Annotated in this window: 15 protein-coding genes; 7 read left to right on the top strand and 8 right to left on the bottom strand. The window is 63.1% G+C overall.

Annotated features, from left to right (window positions below; translation table 11 throughout):
- Together Q4P21_RS01645 and Q4P21_RS01640 are read right to left on the bottom strand one after the other, a co-directional pair.
- A partial coding sequence (locus Q4P21_RS01645; protein WP_303387126.1) for a DEAD/DEAH box helicase occupies positions 1–1,629 on the bottom strand: 1,629 nt, incomplete at its 3' end.
- Positions 1,630–1,963: 334 nt separating this feature from the next.
- Complete coding sequence (locus Q4P21_RS01640) at positions 1,964–3,448, bottom strand: RNB domain-containing ribonuclease (protein WP_303387125.1); 1,485 nt, start codon at positions 3,446–3,448, stop codon at positions 1,964–1,966.
- Between the two features lie 65 nt (positions 3,449–3,513).
- Between Q4P21_RS01640 and Q4P21_RS01635 the strand changes: the two genes are divergently transcribed.
- Positions 3,514–4,218 carry a ferritin-like fold-containing protein gene (locus Q4P21_RS01635; protein WP_303387124.1) on the top strand — a complete coding sequence of 235 codons (705 nt, stop codon included), beginning with the start codon at positions 3,514–3,516 and terminating at the stop codon, positions 4,216–4,218.
- Positions 4,219–4,245: 27 nt separating this feature from the next.
- Here Q4P21_RS01635 and Q4P21_RS01630 read toward each other — a convergent pair whose 3' ends face one another.
- From Q4P21_RS01630 to Q4P21_RS01615, 4 genes are all read right to left on the bottom strand, one after another.
- Positions 4,246–4,740, bottom strand: coding sequence for an AAA family ATPase (locus Q4P21_RS01630; RefSeq protein ID WP_303387123.1), 495 nt, complete (start codon positions 4,738–4,740; stop codon positions 4,246–4,248).
- A gap of 54 nt (positions 4,741–4,794) precedes the next feature.
- Positions 4,795–6,822, bottom strand: a complete 2,028-nt coding sequence (locus tag Q4P21_RS01625) for an AarF/ABC1/UbiB kinase family protein (RefSeq protein ID WP_303387122.1) — start codon at positions 6,820–6,822, stop codon at positions 4,795–4,797.
- 135 nt (positions 6,823–6,957) lie between these two features.
- On the bottom strand, positions 6,958–8,217 hold the full coding sequence (locus Q4P21_RS01620) for an MFS transporter (protein WP_303387121.1): 1,260 nt from the start codon (positions 8,215–8,217) through the stop codon (positions 6,958–6,960).
- A 165-nt stretch (positions 8,218–8,382) separates the two neighbouring features.
- On the bottom strand, positions 8,383–9,162 hold the full coding sequence (locus Q4P21_RS01615; RefSeq protein WP_303387120.1) for a type 1 glutamine amidotransferase domain-containing protein: 780 nt from the start codon (positions 9,160–9,162) through the stop codon (positions 8,383–8,385).
- A gap of 181 nt (positions 9,163–9,343) precedes the next feature.
- Here Q4P21_RS01615 and Q4P21_RS01610 point away from each other — a divergent pair, with 181 nt between their 5' ends.
- The 5 genes from Q4P21_RS01610 (at position 9,344) to Q4P21_RS01590 (ending at position 13,760) form a co-directional block, all read left to right on the top strand.
- Positions 9,344–9,742, top strand: a complete 399-nt coding sequence (locus Q4P21_RS01610) for a LexA family transcriptional regulator (protein ID WP_303387164.1) — start codon at positions 9,344–9,346, stop codon at positions 9,740–9,742.
- 54 nt (positions 9,743–9,796) lie between these two features.
- Positions 9,797–11,086: a Y-family DNA polymerase gene (locus tag Q4P21_RS01605; RefSeq protein WP_303387119.1), complete on the top strand. Its 1,290-nt coding sequence runs from the start codon at positions 9,797–9,799 to the stop codon at positions 11,084–11,086.
- A gap of 74 nt (positions 11,087–11,160) precedes the next feature.
- Positions 11,161–11,577, top strand: coding sequence for a DUF2809 domain-containing protein (locus tag Q4P21_RS01600; RefSeq protein ID WP_303387118.1), 417 nt, complete (start codon positions 11,161–11,163; stop codon positions 11,575–11,577).
- Positions 11,501–12,676: an FAD-dependent oxidoreductase gene (locus Q4P21_RS01595; RefSeq protein WP_369598838.1), complete on the top strand. Its 1,176-nt coding sequence runs from the start codon at positions 11,501–11,503 to the stop codon at positions 12,674–12,676. Before Q4P21_RS01600 ends, Q4P21_RS01595 begins: the two co-directional genes overlap by 77 nt.
- Before the next feature lie 94 nt (positions 12,677–12,770).
- Positions 12,771–13,760: an LLM class flavin-dependent oxidoreductase gene (locus Q4P21_RS01590; protein WP_303387116.1), complete on the top strand. Its 990-nt coding sequence runs from the start codon at positions 12,771–12,773 to the stop codon at positions 13,758–13,760.
- Here the strand turns inward: Q4P21_RS01590 and Q4P21_RS01585 are convergent.
- Positions 13,725–15,197 (bottom strand): FUSC family protein, encoded by a 1,473-nt coding sequence (locus Q4P21_RS01585; RefSeq protein ID WP_303387115.1) that lies wholly within the window; start codon positions 15,195–15,197, stop codon positions 13,725–13,727. The two genes, Q4P21_RS01590 and Q4P21_RS01585, sit on opposite strands and share 36 nt — an antisense overlap.
- 73 nt (positions 15,198–15,270) lie before the next feature.
- Between Q4P21_RS01585 and Q4P21_RS01580 the strand changes: the two genes are divergently transcribed.
- Positions 15,271–15,777: a MarR family winged helix-turn-helix transcriptional regulator gene (locus Q4P21_RS01580; protein ID WP_303387114.1), complete on the top strand. Its 507-nt coding sequence runs from the start codon at positions 15,271–15,273 to the stop codon at positions 15,775–15,777.
- Here the strand turns inward: Q4P21_RS01580 and Q4P21_RS01575 are convergent.
- On the bottom strand, positions 15,755–16,702 hold the full coding sequence (locus Q4P21_RS01575; RefSeq protein ID WP_303387113.1) for an NAD-dependent epimerase/dehydratase family protein: 948 nt from the start codon (positions 16,700–16,702) through the stop codon (positions 15,755–15,757). The genes Q4P21_RS01580 and Q4P21_RS01575 overlap by 23 nt on opposite strands.
- Positions 16,703–16,759: the final 57 nt, after the last annotated feature.

Below are 16,759 nucleotides of genomic sequence, written 5' to 3'. Positions count from 1 at the left end.
CTGGTGTGCCACGACTTCGCCGTTGCGGCGACGGGTGCGGCTGCGCCTGGGGCGTGCTGCGCGAGCCTCGGTGGGAGCACCGCCCTCAGCTGGTGCGGCAGTTTCGGTGGATGCACGACGGCGGTTGCGCCCGCCGTCGTGCTTCTCACCGGCACCGGACTCTTCGCGACGCTTCTCGCCATGACGGGCACCCGAGCGGTTGCCTCCACGGTTTCCACCACGGGGGGCTTCCGACTTGGGGGAGTTGCGCTTGCCGGTCTCGCCAAGGTCCTCGAGAACCTCGGCGTCAATGCCCGCGTGCGTGCGCTGGTTGCGCGGCAGGCGGCCCTTGGTTCCGGCGGGAATATCCAGGTCGGTGTACAGGTGCGGTGAGGAAGAGTACGTCTCAACGGGTTCAGGAACGCTGAGGCCCAATGCCTTGTTGATCAAGGCCCAGCGCGGCATGTCATCCCAGTCGACAAATGTCACGGCCGTGCCCTTGTTGCCTGCGCGGCCGGTGCGGCCCACGCGGTGCAGGTAGATCTTTTCGTCTTCGACGCACTGGTAGTTCACCACGTGCGTAACGTCGTCCACGTCGATGCCGCGAGCTGCGACGTCGGTGGCGACAAGCACATCTACCTTGTTGTTGCGGAAAGCACGCAGCGCCTGCTCGCGGGCGCCCTGGCCCAGGTCGCCGTGGATGGCGGCTGCGGCGAATCCGCGGTCAACCAATTCCTCCGCAACCTTCGCCGCCGTACGTTTGGTCTTCGTGAAAATGATGCTGCGGCCGCGGCCGTTGGCCTGCAGGATGCGGGCCAACACCTCGATCTTGTCAAGGTTGTGGGCGCGGTAGATCAGCTGGCGGATGTCGCGCTTTGTCAGGCCCTCGTCGTCGGGATCAGCAGCACGGATGTGCGTGGGCTGGGTCATGTAACGGCGTGCCATGGCAACGACCGGGCCGGGCATGGTGGCCGAGAAGAGCATGGTTTGGCGCACGGCCGGTGTTCCGGAAATCAGCGTCTCAACGTCGGGCAGGAAGCCCAGGTCGAGCATTTCGTCGGCCTCGTCAAGGATCACGATGCGAACGTGCTTCACATTCAAGTGGCGCTGCTTGAGCAGGTCGATCAAACGGCCCGGGGTGCCAACAACCAGTTCAACACCCTTTTGCAGGGCCTCGATCTGCGGCTCGTAGGCGCGGCCGCCGTAAATGGTGGCGATGCGGATGCCGCGGTGCTTGGACGCTGTGACCAGGTCACCGGCAACCTGCACGGCAAGTTCGCGTGTGGGCACGATGATCATGGCCTGGGGTGCGCCGGGGGCTGCGAGCTTCTCAAAGCCCTCATCCTTCGGGGCCACGATCCGGTTCAGGGCCGGGATGCCGAAGCCGAGCGTCTTGCCCGTTCCGGTCTTGGCCTGGCCAATGATGTCGTGTCCGGTCAAGGCGATGGGCAGCGTCATGGCCTGGATGGGGAAGGGGTGGATGATGCCGGCCTCAGTTAGTGAGGAAACGATCTCATGGTGCACGCCGAAGCTGGCGAACGTTTCCTTCTCTTCCTGGCGGGGAGGCTCGTTGCTGCTCAGTGTGCCGTCAATTTCGACTTTCTCGCTGCTGTCTTCAGCCTGCAGGAGGGAATCTGCTTCAATGCTCAAATGCTTACCGTTCAATTCGTCTATACAAGGTGCTTCCTGCCTGGGCTCAACGCGGGCGCAATGATGGGCCTCACGGAGCCGGGGACGGCGGCACAATCTTAGGGAAGCCGATCGCGGGCTAACAAAAACTTGCCCTCCCATCGCCGGAAAGGCGGGTGGGGGAGGAACTGAAAAGACGCGCGCAGGGGCGGGTTTGTTGAACTAAAAACTATCAATCAACGACCGGGCATCCATGTCTACCCTTTTAGTCTAACGGCATGCAGCCAAATTCCCCTGCGGGCGCGGAATTAATGCCAACATGTCCAGCCCGCCAGACACTCTGTCGGCCCAGCCGCTAACTCCCGATGGGGGTGGATGCGGCAGGTACAAAGGTGATGGTGCGGGTGGCGATGTCCGCCTTGACTAGCTTGACGCGCACCATGGTGCCTGGCTCCAGCGCCCCTTCGCAATAACCTGTCACAGCAGGGACGGAAATCTGGATGGTGCTGCGGGCGGTGGATGCCTTTGAGCTGTGTCCGTTGTTCTTCGGCCCGGAAAGCACGACGGCGTCAAACTCGTCTCCCACGAAGTGACGCAACAGTGCTGCTTCGACGGTGTCAATGGCTGCCCTGTCCACCTTCGAGGCCAGCTGGTTGGAGGCATTCATGATGTCCGGCAGTTCATCCAGCGAGTCAATGGCCCATGCCGGGACATCCTCGTTGGCACACAGGGCCGCGCAGATGGCCAGCACAAAACGATCCACGAGGCGGCGCAGTGGAGCGGTGGTATGCGCATAGGGCGCTGCCACGGCAGCCTGGAGAACCTTTTCCGGGACTTCACCGTTGAAGGGCGTGTAGCCGGCACCTCTGAACAAGGTGGTGGCTGCATGCATGAGCGCCAGATCCTTGGGGTTTTCGGTGTTCAGCGTGCGCAGGTACTGGCCGTAGGCAATGTCCGTGCCCCACGGATTATCCAGCGCCACGGTTCGCGCACGGTAGGCGGCAATGGCTTCCTCATCGGGAGGCGGCATGGTGCGCAAAATGCCCACCTTGCCCTTGATCATGACCTGGGCCGCCGCCATTCCCGTGAGCAGGGAAATTTGGGCGTTCCAGTCCTCAATGGGCAGGTTGGGCCGAAATTGCAGGACGTAGCGGCCGTCCGTGAACTCCACTTCCTGTGCCGGCACGTTCAGGCTGGCACCGCCGCGGGCGCGTTCCAGCTCGATGCGCTTCGTCCCGATCTCGGCCAGCAGCTCCAAGGTGCCGGCATAGGCGGGTGGTGCGTTTCCGGCGTCGAACATTTCCTGGGCCTGCTCATATCCGAGCTTGGCGATGCTGCGCACCGTGGCGCGTCGAACGCTGCAGCTGGTCTGGGAGCCGTCTGCAGCCAGGTGGATTTCCCAGACGAACGCGGAGCGGGTGTCGTCGGCGAATAGGCTCGCGGCGCCCTCACTCAGGGTCAGCGGATGCAGTGGGATGCGCTGGCCGGGAGTGTAAATGGTCTGGCCGCGGCGGCGCGTCTCCGCGTCCAGCGGGCCTCCGGGAGGCACAAAAGCGGGAACGTCGGCAATGGCGTAGTGGACCACGTAGCCGTCGTCGCTGCGCGCCAGGTACATTGCCTGATCAAGGTCCTGTGAGTCTGCAGGGTCGATGGTGATGAACGGCAGCGCTGTCAGATCCGGGGCGGGGAGGGCATGGCCGGCGATGACGGCGTCAACTTCGGCCAGGACATCGGGGGCGAAGCCGTCAGGGAGTTTGAACTCCTCACTCAGGGCGGCCAGTGCTTGGGCGAGTGACTGCTGCGCGGCGCTACGTCTGACGCCAATATGGGAGTACGGCACGGTTTCAGCGTAAACGATTCCATCCCAAGAACAAGGGCGGCGCGGCAAGCACTACGCTGGGGCCTATGAGTATTTCAGCATCCGACGCCGATGATTACGTAACTGCCGGGGAATTACGGGCCCGCTATGACACTTTTGTGGTGGACCTGCTCGGCAGCATTGCGTATGGGGAACTCTCCGCGTTTGAGCGTCTGGCAGCTGACGCGCGGCACTCACCTTCATTGAGCGACAAGGCAGTGTTGGGGAAAATGGCGGTCTCGGAATTTGGCCATTACGAAGCGATGTGTGCACGCCTGGAAGCCATGGGTATGGACCCGGAACTGGCCATGGCGCCCTACCAGCGCATGGTGGATGCGTTCCACGAGCGCACCCGTCCGGCAGACTGGCATGAGTCGCTGATGAAGGCCTATGTGGTGGAAACGATCACCGAGGAGTTCTATGCAGCCATTGCGGAGCACCTGGATGCGCCCACCCGTGAAGCGATCGCCCAAGTGCGCACCAGCGATGAACAAGTGGAACGGCTGACGTCCATGTTGAAGAAGATGTTGGCCGAAGACCCGCGGCTTTCCTCCCGGCTTGCACTATGGGGCCGCCGGCTCGTGGGGGAGGCGCTGAGCCAGGTGCAGCACATCGGAGCCAAGCACAGCTTCCTGGTGGGGCTGCGCCCTGATGCCACCCACGAGCAGGCTGTGGCTGAAGTGACGAAGATCCTCAGGACGCTGACGCGTAACCACTCCAAACGGATGAGCCTTTTGGGACTGACCGCCTAACTCGGATTGGCCCGCGTCAGGGGCGGCTCAGAGGTTCTGGACATCGCCCAGTATGCGGGCCATTGCTTCACCAAGCGATTCGTGTGCTGAAATCCGCTGTTCTTCGATGCCGTCCAACGGGTCCCACCCGTGGTACCAGCCGCGCATGTCCTTCTCGCCAAAAATCGCCTGTTTGCGCGGTCGCGTGGCGTGGCGGTGCAGGGTCTCCTCCAAAGTGAGGTCGTAAGCGTAGAACAAGCTGTGCCCTGCATGTGCCCGGCGCAACGTATTGAAGCTTGCACTATATTTACGGGCATTGAACATGCCATCGGCAATAACCGTCCGGTCGTGGCTCAGCGCCAGTGCAACCGTGTGTTCAATGAGCTCAACCGTGAGCGGGGAGTAATTGCCTACCTCGCCCAGGACAGTACGGCGAAAGTAGTCCTGCTCAATCCAAACGGCACCGAGTTCGCGTTGCAACGCTTGGGCCAATGTGCTCTTGCCGGAGCCGGAATTGCCGCGCAGCACAATGAGCAGTGACATGCTTCCATCCAAGCACGTTACGTCGATGGCGGGCGAAATTTCTGCGAGTCGGAGTTAGTCGTCGGCACCGTTTCTGAAGACCAGCATCAAGGCCCGCATACCCAGCACGAAGCCGCCAAAGAGGAGTGCGAAGCCAATGAATCCATAGAGGTGGATGTCACCGGTCAGCAGCGGACCTTCATTGCCGGTGATCAGCATGATGGCGCCAATGACGGCGGAGCCGGCCAAGATCGCCACAATGAGCTGCTGGAACAATCCGGTCAGGAAGCGGCGATCCGAGGCATGACCCAAAACACGCACGTTCATGGAGAAACGGCCTTGTTCCAAGTCTTCGCTGATTTTGTTGATGCGGCGCGGAAGACGGTTGAGCAGGGGAAGTAACTGCATGACGCGTAGTTCAAACTCATCCTTGACACTGCCAATCTTCACCTTCTCATTCATGATCCGGGCACCCTCGGTGCGCGCGGCTGCCACCAAGTCCAGACCCGGGTCGATCACCAGCAAGGTGCCTTCGACGGCGGCCAGGGCCCGGAAAGCTGCACCTATCTGGGGCGGCACGGCGAACTTGTGGGCGATCACCAGCGCAAACAGTTCACCGAACATCTTCTGGCTGCCGCCGGGTCCGAAACCTGTGCGAAGCCGGGTGAGAAGCTGCCCAAGTGAGCGTTCCAGGGCCCTTTCATTGAGGTCGTCAGGGCGGTCAAGCAGCTCGATCAGTGCATCGGTGGCTCCGGCACTGTCATTTTTGTCGATGGCGTAGAGCATCATGCCCAAGGCTGTTTGAGTGGCCGGATCCAGCCTGCCCACGGCACCGAAGTCGAGCAGTCCCAACGTCCCCGTGGGGGTGATGAAGATGTTGCCGGGGTGCAGGTCTGCATGGAAAACGCCGTCGGTGATGATCTGCTGCAGTGTTGCACCCAGCAAGGTGGCGGCCAGGGTGCTGCGCTCGCTGGCACTGAGGCCGGTCAACAAGGAACCGGCTGAACTAACGGGCTGGCCGGGGAGCCTGTCCATGACAAGGAGGCGCTCGCCGGAAAGATCCGGGTAGGCGTGCGGGACGGTGACGGCGAACTTACCCGATTGCGCCAGTGAATGCTCAATGCTGCGCATGTTATCCAGCTCAATCCTGTAGTCCAACTCTTCCGCCAGTGAATCGGCGAAGCCTCGGGCCAAGGCATGCACCCCCAGGGACTTGCCCCATGGCGTTGTCTTGTTGAGCCAGCGGGACAGGCGAAGAATGATGTCGGTGTCCAGGGCCACCTGATCCAGGGCGCCGGGGCGCTGGACCTTGAGCACCACCTCGGTTCCATCCAGCAAAGTGGCCTGATGGACCTGTGCCACGGACGCGGAAGCCAGCGGGACAGGGTTGACGTGGCTGAAGATCTCATGCAACGGCTGGTCCAGCCGTTCCCGCAGGGCTTGTTGGATGGCCTCCCACGGTTCTGGGGAAGCTTTGGTTTGCAGTGACTCCAGCTCGCGGATGTAAACCTCGGGGAGCAGATCCGCCCGGGTGGAGAGCATCTGGCCCATTTTGATAAAGGCGACGCCGGCTTCATTGAGTGCGTTGCGTAAAGCCCGGGCGGTTTTCGTATCTTGGGCGAACCCGTCATCGTGGCCAAACCCGCGAAGCCGGGAGCCCAATCCGTGGCGCACCGCGATGGAGATGACGAACGCATAGCGTCGGGTGCGCCGCCGTCGAGCCTTCCAGCCGGTAAAAATCTGGCTGAAACTTGGCAGGGTGCCTGTGGGGAAAGCTGCCTCGAAGAACACCAGTGCTGCGACGCCGAGGGCAAAAATCCAGCCGACGGCCAATATCAAGAACAGCATGGCCACGGTGGGGGCCACGTTCAGGCCGTTGGGATTTTGGTCCGTTCCCGCACGAAACAAGTACTGGACGCTCAACCCCATGGCGGCGCTCATGACGAAGCCGACGGCGATGGAGCGCGGCCAGCCGATCGGTACACCAACCACGCGCCGCACCACTGTTGCTGCAAGCCATGACTGAAGGGTCAGAAACAGCACGCCGGCGATGCTCAGCAGCACTATGACAACAACATCCAGGGCGGCCATCAGAACCTGCACCTGCCGACACTGGTTCGGGCAACGTTCACTTTGGCTCCCTGGGGGTTCTGGTTTCTGACTTCACTGTAACCGTGGCGTCAGGATTTTCGCGCGGTAGTCCTCAAGAGAGGCGGGGGTTGCCGTACTAAAAAGCGGTCATAGGGCAGCCCGGCTACCGGGCTGCCGGCCGGGAAGCAGCGCTAAGGCAGCCGCAGCGGCCAGGGCCGCCAGCACCGCCAGGGCACCAGCCATGGCCGTCCAGCCAAACTGTTGAAAGACGAAACCGGCACTCCAGCCCACCAGGCTCGAACCGGCGTAGTAGCTGAGGTTGTACAACGAAGATGCCTGGGCTCGGCCCGTGACGGCCAGCGCTCCTGTCCAGCCTGAAGCGATGCTGTGGGCGCCAAAAAAGCCGGCCGTGAACAGCACCAAACCCACCAGAATTACTGTCAGCGGATGGGCCAGGGTCATGGCCAAGCCGGCCACCATCACGCCGGTGGAGGCAAGGAGAATGGCGCGCCTGCCAAACCGGGTGGCCAGTCCGGCCACCGCACGTGAGGACACGGTTCCAGACAGGTATGCCAGGAACAGCAGCGCTATGGCGGAGGCAGGCAAAAGGTAGGGTGGCGCCTCCAACCGGAAACCGAGGTAGTTGTAAACGCTGACAAATGAGCCCATCAGCAGGAATGCCTGGGCGTAGAGCGCCAGCAGGGACTTGCTGCGCAGCTGTGGGGCCAACTTGCGCAGGGCCCCGCCAAAGCCACCGGGGGCTGACACGGGCACAAATCCGCGGGGTTTGGGGGCCAGCAGGAGAAAACCGACAGCGGCAGCGGCAGCGCACAGGGAAACAACCAGGGTTCCCACCCGCCACCCTGCAATCTCCGCCACGGGTCCGGCAATCAACCGGCCGGAAAGCCCACCGATGGTGGTGCCGGCCACGTAGACACCGGCAGCTGCACCTGCATGGCGAGGGCTGATCTCTTCGGTCAGATAGGCGATCGCGAGTGCGGGCACCCCTCCCAGGGCCGCACCTTCGAGAACACGTAGCAGCAGGAGGATTTCGAAAGTCGGGGCGGCTGGGACCAGCAGGCCCAGAATTGTTGCCATGACCACGGCCAAGCCCATGGTGCGGACCCTGCCAAGCCGGTCGGCAACAAAGGACCACGGCAGCACGGCGATGGCCAGACCCACAGTCGCTGCTGAAACGGACAGGGCTGCCTGGGCGGCGGTGATGCCCAGATCGCGTGACATCAGCGGCAGCAGACCCTGCACGGAATAGAGTTGCGCAAACGTTGCCACGCCGGAACAAGCCAGTGCTGCCAGCACCCTGCGGTATCCGGTGCTGCCCTGCAGGTGGCCTTCCCACAAGCCACCTACTGCTGCTGGAACCTTGTCCGCTTTCTTTCTTCTTGCCACACCACAACCGTAGAACTACCGGGCACCAGCACCTAACGGCGGGCCAGCGCCGGGTCGTCCCGAGTAGGTTTGCGGCCAGTTGTGGCGGGAGCAAAGACTGACGGCCCCCGGGGTCGGGGTGGCCGTCAGTTTCAGTGCAATGTTGGGATCAGTGCTACGTCAGCGTCAGTGCTCCGCGGCTTCCGCGGCCGCCTTCTTGGCTTCCTTCTCGGCGTCCTTCTCTGCACGCAGGGCTTCCGCCTCGTGCTGTTCCTCGGCCTTTTCCTGGTGGATGACCTCAGCCAAAAGCTTCTCCATCTCCTTGGCCACACCGGCCGCGGACGCCGGGTTCTGGCCGGTCACCAGCCGCTCGTCGACCACCACCTTCTCCTCGAAGGCGTCGGCGGCGACGTGGGTGGCGCCCTGTTCCTCGAGCCGGTCTGCCAAGAAGAAGGGGATAACCTTGTCCTTGCCTGCGGCTACCTCCTCGTCGTTGGTGAAGGCCGCTACCTTCCGGCCATTGACGAGGTGGATCCCGTTCTCCAATTTCACGTTTACCAAGCCGGCCGGTCCGTGGCAGACGGCGCCCACCACTCCGCCGGCGTTGTAGACGCTGGCCACGAGGTTCTGCAGGCCCTCGCTGTCCGGGAAGTCCCACATGGTGCCATGGCCCCCCACGAGGTAGAGGGCGTCGTACTGTTCGGGGTCAATGACGTCGATGCGGGCCGTGTTGTAAAGGCCTGCGCGCGTGGTCTCGTCCTCCGTGAACGCAACCTGAATGGGATCCTCGGAGTCCACCGTGTCGCGTGGAGGCTGGCCGCCCTTGATGGAGGCGAAGTCGACGAAATGCCCGGAATCCTTGAAAACCTTCCAGGGATGTGCGGCCTCGGCCACGTTGTAGCCGGTCTTCTCGCCGGTGTCAGCAATCTCAGAAACGCTGGTCAGTACCATGAGGATTTTCTTCATGAAATGCTCCTTTCGTCCGTTTCCCACCCTAGGCGAGTGCCCAACCGCTTGCCTAGTCCATGCGAGGATGTCCCGCCCTCGGCTTAACCACTGATTGACGCAGGCGGAACTCCGGTGCTGCGGCTGCGGTGGTACGCTTGAATATCGAATGTTTGTTCTAGGAGGCGGTGCGGTGTTTGGTATGGACCTCGTGGCACCGACGCCGCCCAATACTGCTCCCAGCGGCTTCCCTTCCCCGGCCCAGGACTATTTCCACGGCGGGATCGACCTCAACAAGCACCTGATCAGGGACCGTACCTGCACCTTCGTCATGCGCGTCTCCGGAAGCTCCATGTCCGGCGCGGGCATAGCTGATGGCGATGAAATCATTGTGGACCGCTCCCTCACTCCGCGCGACGGTTCGGTCGTCGTGGCCGTGGTGGAGGGTGAGCTCCTCATCCGCCGCCTCGTGATGCACGACGGCGCACCCTCCTTGGTGACGGAACCCGCCGATGCACCGTCCCCGGCAGACGCTGCGGACCCGCTTGTTGGGGAGCTTGCGGTGTGGGGCGTAGTCACCCGGTGCCTGCATCATGTCTGATGGACATCGTCAGCTTCGGCTTCAAACTGGACCTGGGCCTTGCGTGAGAAATCCATGAGCATCACCCATATTGCGCTGGTGGATGTGAACAATTTTTATGTCTCCTGCGAGCGGGTGTTCAACCCGGCGCTTGAAGGACGTCCCGTCGTCGTGCTTTCCAACAACGACGGTTGCGTGGTGGCGCGCTCGCAGGAGGCAAAGGACTTGGGCATTGCCACAGGGGCGCCGTGGTTCCAGCTCCAAGCACAAGCCAAGGCATGGGGTTTGGTGGCGCGTTCGAGCAACTACGAATTGTATGGCGACTTGAGTGCTCGGGTCATGGAAGTTGTGGGCCGCTTTGGCACGTGGCAGGAGGTGTACTCCATTGACGAGTCATTCGTGGGGCTGCTGGGAGATGAGGAACAGGTGCAGGTCGTGGGGCGCAGCATCCGGGCGGCTGTGATGCGGCACGTGGGCGTGCCGGTGTGCGTGGGTGTGGCCGGGACCAAGACGTTGGCGAAGTTCGCCAACCGGATTGCCAAGCAAAACCCGGCGCTGGGCGGGGTATGTGCCCTTGACGCCATGCCGGGCGGGCAGGTCGACTACATCCAGGCGCGGGTGCCTGCCTCGGGGCTGTGGGGTGTGGGAGGCAAAACGGCCGCGCGGCTGAAACTCATGGGCATCGAGAGCATCGCGGACCTGAAGGCGGCAGACCCGGCCCTCATTAGGAAGAAATTCTCAGTGGTGCTCCAGCGCACCGTTCTTGAACTCAACGGAACCGAGTGCATTTCACACAGTGAGGAACGCGCGGACAAGCAGCAGATCATGTTCTCACGCAGCTTTTCCGAACCCGTCACCACAGTGGCCGGAATGGAGGAGGTCATGGCCGTGTATGCCCAGCGCGGTGCCGCCCGGCTCCAAGACTCCGGGCTGTGTGCGTCGTCCATGACGGTGACGGCTGGGACCAGCCGCTTCGCAGCCGGGGAGGGCAGTTTTCCGGCCGCCACGATCCGCTTCACCACACCCACGCGCGACCCGATCGTGATGATGCGCGCGGCTGTTGCCGCCATGGCACAAGGCGCTGTCGAGGGGGCAGCCTATCTCCGGGCCGGGGTCATGTTCCACGGCTTGGAGCCTGCAGCTGGACCGCAAATGTTTGATGTGTTTGCCCAGGACGGCAGCCAGCAAGGCAGCCAAGCCGATGTGGGTGGCGTGCTCGGGGAGGTACGCAGCCGCTTTGGGGCGCAGGCCATCGGCATCGGTGTGGGTGGATTGGCCGTGCCACCGGCCTGGTCCATGAAACGCGAGCACAGCTCGCCGCGGTACACCACTGAATGGGACGAACTGCCGATCGTGCGGGCTTGAAACCCGCATTTGAAAAACGCACCCGAGTCCAGCGGCGTACCGACGCCGGTGCCCGCCTCGCTAGACTCGGGCCCATGGCATTTCCCCGAACTCCCAATTCCCGGCGCCTTGCGCTGCTCTTTGCTGCAACCGATGTGGCTGTACTGGGGCTCGCGCTGCACTTCTTCGTCCCGGGTGACGTTTCCAGCCTGATCGCCGACGCCTTGTTCACGGTGCTGCTCTATCTGTTGTTCGCGCTCGTGCTCCCTGCCGCCCGTAGGATCTGGGTGGCGCTCGCCGCCTTTGGTGTCAGCGCGTTCATCGAAATTGCCCAGCTAACAGGCGTCCCGGCAGCGCTGGCGGAGAGCTTCCCGGCAGCACGTTTGGTCTTTGGAACCACTTTTTCGGCACTTGATCTGGTGGCCTACGCGGTGGGTGCAGCCGTGGCGTGTGCTGCGGACACGGCGCTGTCGCAGCGCGCGCTCCAGTGGCGTGCAACACAAACGGAATAGCCCCCGGGCCCAGCCGGTTCAACCACTCAAGGAGGTAAAGATGCTCGATGTGGTGGTTGTTGGGGCAGGACAGGCCGGATTGTCGGCCGCATACTACTTGGCCAGGCAGGGGCTGCGGCCGGAAACGGATTTCGTAGTGCTGGACGCCAATCCGGCACCGGGAGGCGCGTGGCTGCACCGCTGGGACTCTCTCACGCTCGGCACCGCGCACGCCGTCCATGGCCTTCCGGGCATGAAACTTCCCGCATCCGACCCCGCCGAGCCGGCTTCCGCCGTCGTGTCCGGCTACTACGGCAGCTACGAAAAGGAATTCTCGCTGCCGGTGCGCAGGCCCGTGAAGGTCCGGGCTGTGCGCCCTGCCCCCACGCACGACGGCGGGCTGCTGGTGGAGGCAGACACCGGCACCTTCGCCACGCGCCTGGTCATCAACGCCACCGGCACCTGGGACAAGCCGTACTGGCCGCACTACCCGGGAGTGGGATCCTTTGCCGGCAGGCAGTTGCACACCCACGACTTCCGCTCCGTGGCAGAATTCGCGGGCCTGCGCGTCCTGGTGGTGGGCGGCGGCACCTCGGCCGTGCAATTCCTGCTGCAGTTGGCTCAAGCGGGTGTGGACACGGCCTGGTCCACCCGGCGCCCTCCGGAATTCAAAACCGGCGAGTTCAACCAGGACTGGGGGCGCGATATTGAACGCCGGGTCAACGAACGCACCACTGCGGGCCTGCCGCCGCTGAGCGTGGTGGGGGTTACGGGCATTCCTTTGACACACCAGTATCAAAACGGCATTGCCGCCGGAACATTGCTTTCCCGAGGGCCCCTGCAACGACTCACCACTGATGGTGCGGTGTTCAAGGACGGCACCACCTTCATAGCCGACGCCGTCCTCTGGGCCACCGGATTCCGTGCCGCCCTTGACCATCTGGCCCCGCTGAAAATACGCGAACCGGGCGGTGGAATCGTCATGGACGGGGTCAAGGTGGCCCGGGAACCGCGGCTGATCATGGTGGGTTACGGCGCCTCGGCGTCCACTCTGGGTGCGAACAGGGCAGGCCGGGCAGCAGCACTGGCCGCCCTGGACAAGCTCAGTGTCCCTGCCTGAGCGTGTCCGATCGTGACGTGGCACATTCCACTGGTGGAAATAACCGCAGGCGTTCAGAGGTTGGCGCCAATGACTACTTTGAAAGGCAGCACCCATGACGCTTCCCATCTCCATCCTTGACCTGGCCCACATTGGCGACGACGGAATTGCCGCCAGCTTCCGCGCATCGGTGGAATTGGCGCAACAGGCTGAAGGGTGGGGATACACGCGCATTTGGTACGCCGAGCACCACAACATGCCCTCCATCGCCTCCTCGGCCACGAGCGTGTTGATTGCCCACGTGGCAGCCCACACAAACACGATCCGTCTGGGCTCCGGCGGGATCATGCTGCCCAACCACTCTCCGCTGCAAATTGCCGAACAGTTTGGCACGCTGGAGACGTTGCACCCCGGGCGCATCGACCTGGGCCTGGGCCGGGCACCTGGCAGTGACCAAAACACCATGCGGGCCCTGCGCCGGGACCCGTCCGCTGCGGACACCTTCCCCTCCGACGTGCAGGAACTGCAGGCATACTTTGCTGGCGAAACAAGGATTTCGGGCGTGAACGCCTATCCCGGCAAGGACACGAATGTGCCCGTGTACATTTTGGGCTCCTCGCTGTTTGGGGCGCGGTTGGCCGCGGCATTGGGGCTGCCGTACTCCTTTGCCTCGCACTTTGCCCCGGCGGCGTTGGAAGACGCCGTGCGCATCTACCGCCGCGAGTTCAAGCCCTCAGCTGCCCTGGCTGAGCCGTACGTGATTGCCGGCGTCAACGCCATTGTGGCCGACTCCCAGTCGGAAGCCAATGCCCTTTCCTTAACCGCCAACCGCCGCATGGCCGGTGCGCTCGTGGCACCGGGGCGCACCTTCACCGAAGCCGAGTACGATCTGCTGCTGGAATCCCCGGCAGGCCAGCAGGTGATGAACATGCGTCGCTACTCGGCCGTGGGGACGAAGCCCGCAGTGCGCGCCTACCTTGACGAGTTTGCCACCAAGGCCGACGCCGACGAGCTGATCGTGGCCTCGCAGATCACCGACCGGACAGCCTGGATCCGCAGCTTTGAGCTGCTAGGGCAGGCCATGGAACTCTCCTTGGCCGTGTAGTTCGCGCCGGGCCACAAGGTGGTGGCGGTCTGAGATGGAGATGCTCAGTGCCGCCACCAGGACGCCGATGACAACGCCCACCAGGGTGTCGCCCACGCGGGCAAATGCCGCGGTGGGCGCCAACTGCGTACCGAGCCCGGTCATGATCAACGCCATGGGCGTCACCACGATGGTGGTCAGCGTGTAGTTCGTCATGACCAGCAATTCAGCGAGCACGACAAAAACGATGACTATGACCACGGCAGGCCAGAACCCCAGTGGCATGGACAGCAGCACCAAGGCAAGCACCGCACCGAGCACATTGCCCACCAGCCGTTGGATGGAGCGTTGGACGGTGATGCTGTAATTGAGCCCCTGCATCGCAGCCACGGCACCCATCGAAGCCCACAGCGGATGCTCAAGTCCAAGCACGACGGCGGCCCAACCGGCCAGCGCCGAGGCAGCGGCCATGCGCAGTGCCTGGCTGAAGGAATCTTTTGACAACAGCGCGATGCGGGCCGTGGGAAACATGCGGGGCCTGGCCGGTGCCGGGGGTGCTTCAGGCAGGGCAGTGGCAGTCGGACGGCCGCGCACCTTGCGCAAGGCTGCTTCGTGACGCGCCAGACCGTCCAGGCGCGCCGCCGTCTGAGGTTCGTTGAGGAGCACGATGGATGCTTCTGCCAGCAACGCCTTCAGTGCGTGGGCCCGATGGGCCAATGCAGTGGCGCGCTTTTTCCCGGGAACTGGACTTGAGGCACTGATGGCCACCGAATCATGCGCCGTACCCACAGCCAGCAGTGCCGCTTGGCGCAGTTCCGTTTCCTGTATGGTTGATTGGCCAATTTCTCCCCACCGGAGCACGGCGCCAATGGCGCGTGCCGTGGCCAGCCGGGCAGGTCCCATCGGGAAGAATAGAACCGGTGCCAAGGCGATGAGCCAACCCACTGCCGCACCGATGAAAACTGCTAGCAGAACCGGGCCAATGTCAGTGAATGAGTGGGCAGTACCAGCGCCGGCTGAAGCTGCAAAGACCAGGATCACGGCACCGGGTCCGGTGATCTTGAAGGCATGGAAGATGTGGGAGGCCACTCCGGCTATTAACGAAAGCAGCGCAATTTGCATCCACAGCTCAACCCCTGCCGACCCCATCAGGGCGCCAGCACACGTGGCGATTAGCAAGCTTGCGGCCACCACAGCCAACTGCCGGGCCAATCGTCCGTAAGGTTGGTAGCGGCCAAAAGCGGAGACCAGCGCACCGAGAGTTGCCAAGCCCACAAGGTGCTGCTGGCCTGTCAATCCACCCACCACCAGCACCGCGGAAGCAGCGATTCCCACCTTCATGGCCGGGACGAAGACAGCATCAGCAGGGCGCAAACTCAGGGATTTCCTCCACGTTGTGGCTGAGGCGGCATGGGCGAGTGCGGTGCCGGAATGGCGTATGCGGGTGGTTGTGGTCATTCATTAAGTCTACTATCTAATTTACTAGTAAAATAGATGTGAAGCGTGTGAGAGTCCTCTCTAGACTGGGCTTATGGGCACAAAAACTGAAATGGGCGACTTTGTCGACAAGGCGCGCCAAGGATGGGAACAAGTCCGTCCAGAGCTGGAGGTCTCCAGCATCGAGATCATGGGCAGGATCGGACGGATCGGGGCCCTCACCTCACACCGGGCCGGCAGGGAGCTGGCGCCGGCAGGTGTGACGCGGGCTGAATTTGATGTCCTGTGCACACTTGCCCGTGCCGGCGGTCCCATTCGGGCCAGCGAAGTCACGGCGGCCACCATGCTCAGCGGAGCCTCCACCACCAAAAATGCCGACCGGCTGCTCAAGCGCGGGCTTATAGAGCGGCTGAATTGGGAGCGCGACGGCCGGGTGGTGTTGATGAAGCTGACTCCGCTGGGCCAGCAGCTTGTGGACCGTGAATTCCCCAAGTTCCTTGCCCGGGACCGCGACATGCTGGCGGGCCTCAGTGCCAGGGAGGAAGCCCAGCTGGCGGCACTTTTGCGCAAAGTGGCCCTCAATGTGGAAGCGGCCCACTAGCCGGGCTGCGCCACCACGTGACGGTTTCTGCGGCTGCGCGCACCAATGGGGTGGGTTTCAAGTCCAGCAAGGCTGAACTGGCGGTGGAGTCCATGATGAAAGGTTCGTTAAATTGATAGCTGGTCTCCGCCAACTCGCGCATGTCAACGGAAACAAGGCCAGTAGCCCTGACAACCCATCCGGGGATTGTGCCGATCCGCGGAAGCCTGACTCCGGCCGCCGTTGCGAACGCCTGCGCCAGTTCCCGCTGGGACGCAGCTGGCAGGCTGGGTGCGTGCACCACCTGGTTCCATGCCGCTGGGGTCGACGCAGCCCGAATCATGGCCGCTGCAAAATCCGGGACGTAACTGAAGGTGTGGGGTACATCGGCACTTCCGAGGAACTGCAGGCTCCGGCCTGCCAAAATTCTCGGCACCATGCGTTCGCCGGCATGGGCGTTCCGAACCCGAGGCCCAAAGAAGTCCGAGGCCACCACGCTCACGGTGCGTGTCACTGATGCCGCCCGCGCCTGCAGCAACATGGTGCGGACACCCCGCTTGCCGCCAGTTGCTTCGCGAGGGCTCCCCTCGGTCATGATCTGCGAGGGGGAGCTGTAGGAGTACAGGCTCTCCGGGAAGACCGCCACGGCGCCTGCCTGGCCTGCCGCGTCCAGCACGTTCTTCTCGGTGCCGGGCAACTCCCGCCGCCAGACCTGTGCACTGTACGTTGAGCCGTGAATGCAATGAAATACCGCATCGGCGCCAATCAAGGCATTTCGGATTAGCGTAGGTTCGCCGACATCCACACGCCACCGGTCCACCAGCGGGTGCTCCGGTCCCGAGCCGCTTTTGGTGAGGATGCGCACCCGGTGCCCTGCAGTAGCCAGTTGCGCTGCAACAGTCCAGCCGACAGGCCCTGCACCCGTAACAACTTTTACAGCTTCCATGACGCACTCAATCTCCCAGAGTTCCAATGATGTGAGAGCGCTGCTCTCGCATTAAGT

Origin of the sequence: Arthrobacter sp. (assembly GCF_030540645.1) — a bacterium.
GTDB lineage: Bacteria > Actinomycetota > Actinomycetes > Actinomycetales > Micrococcaceae > Specibacter.
This window is presented reverse-complemented; position numbering and strand designations above follow the sequence as displayed.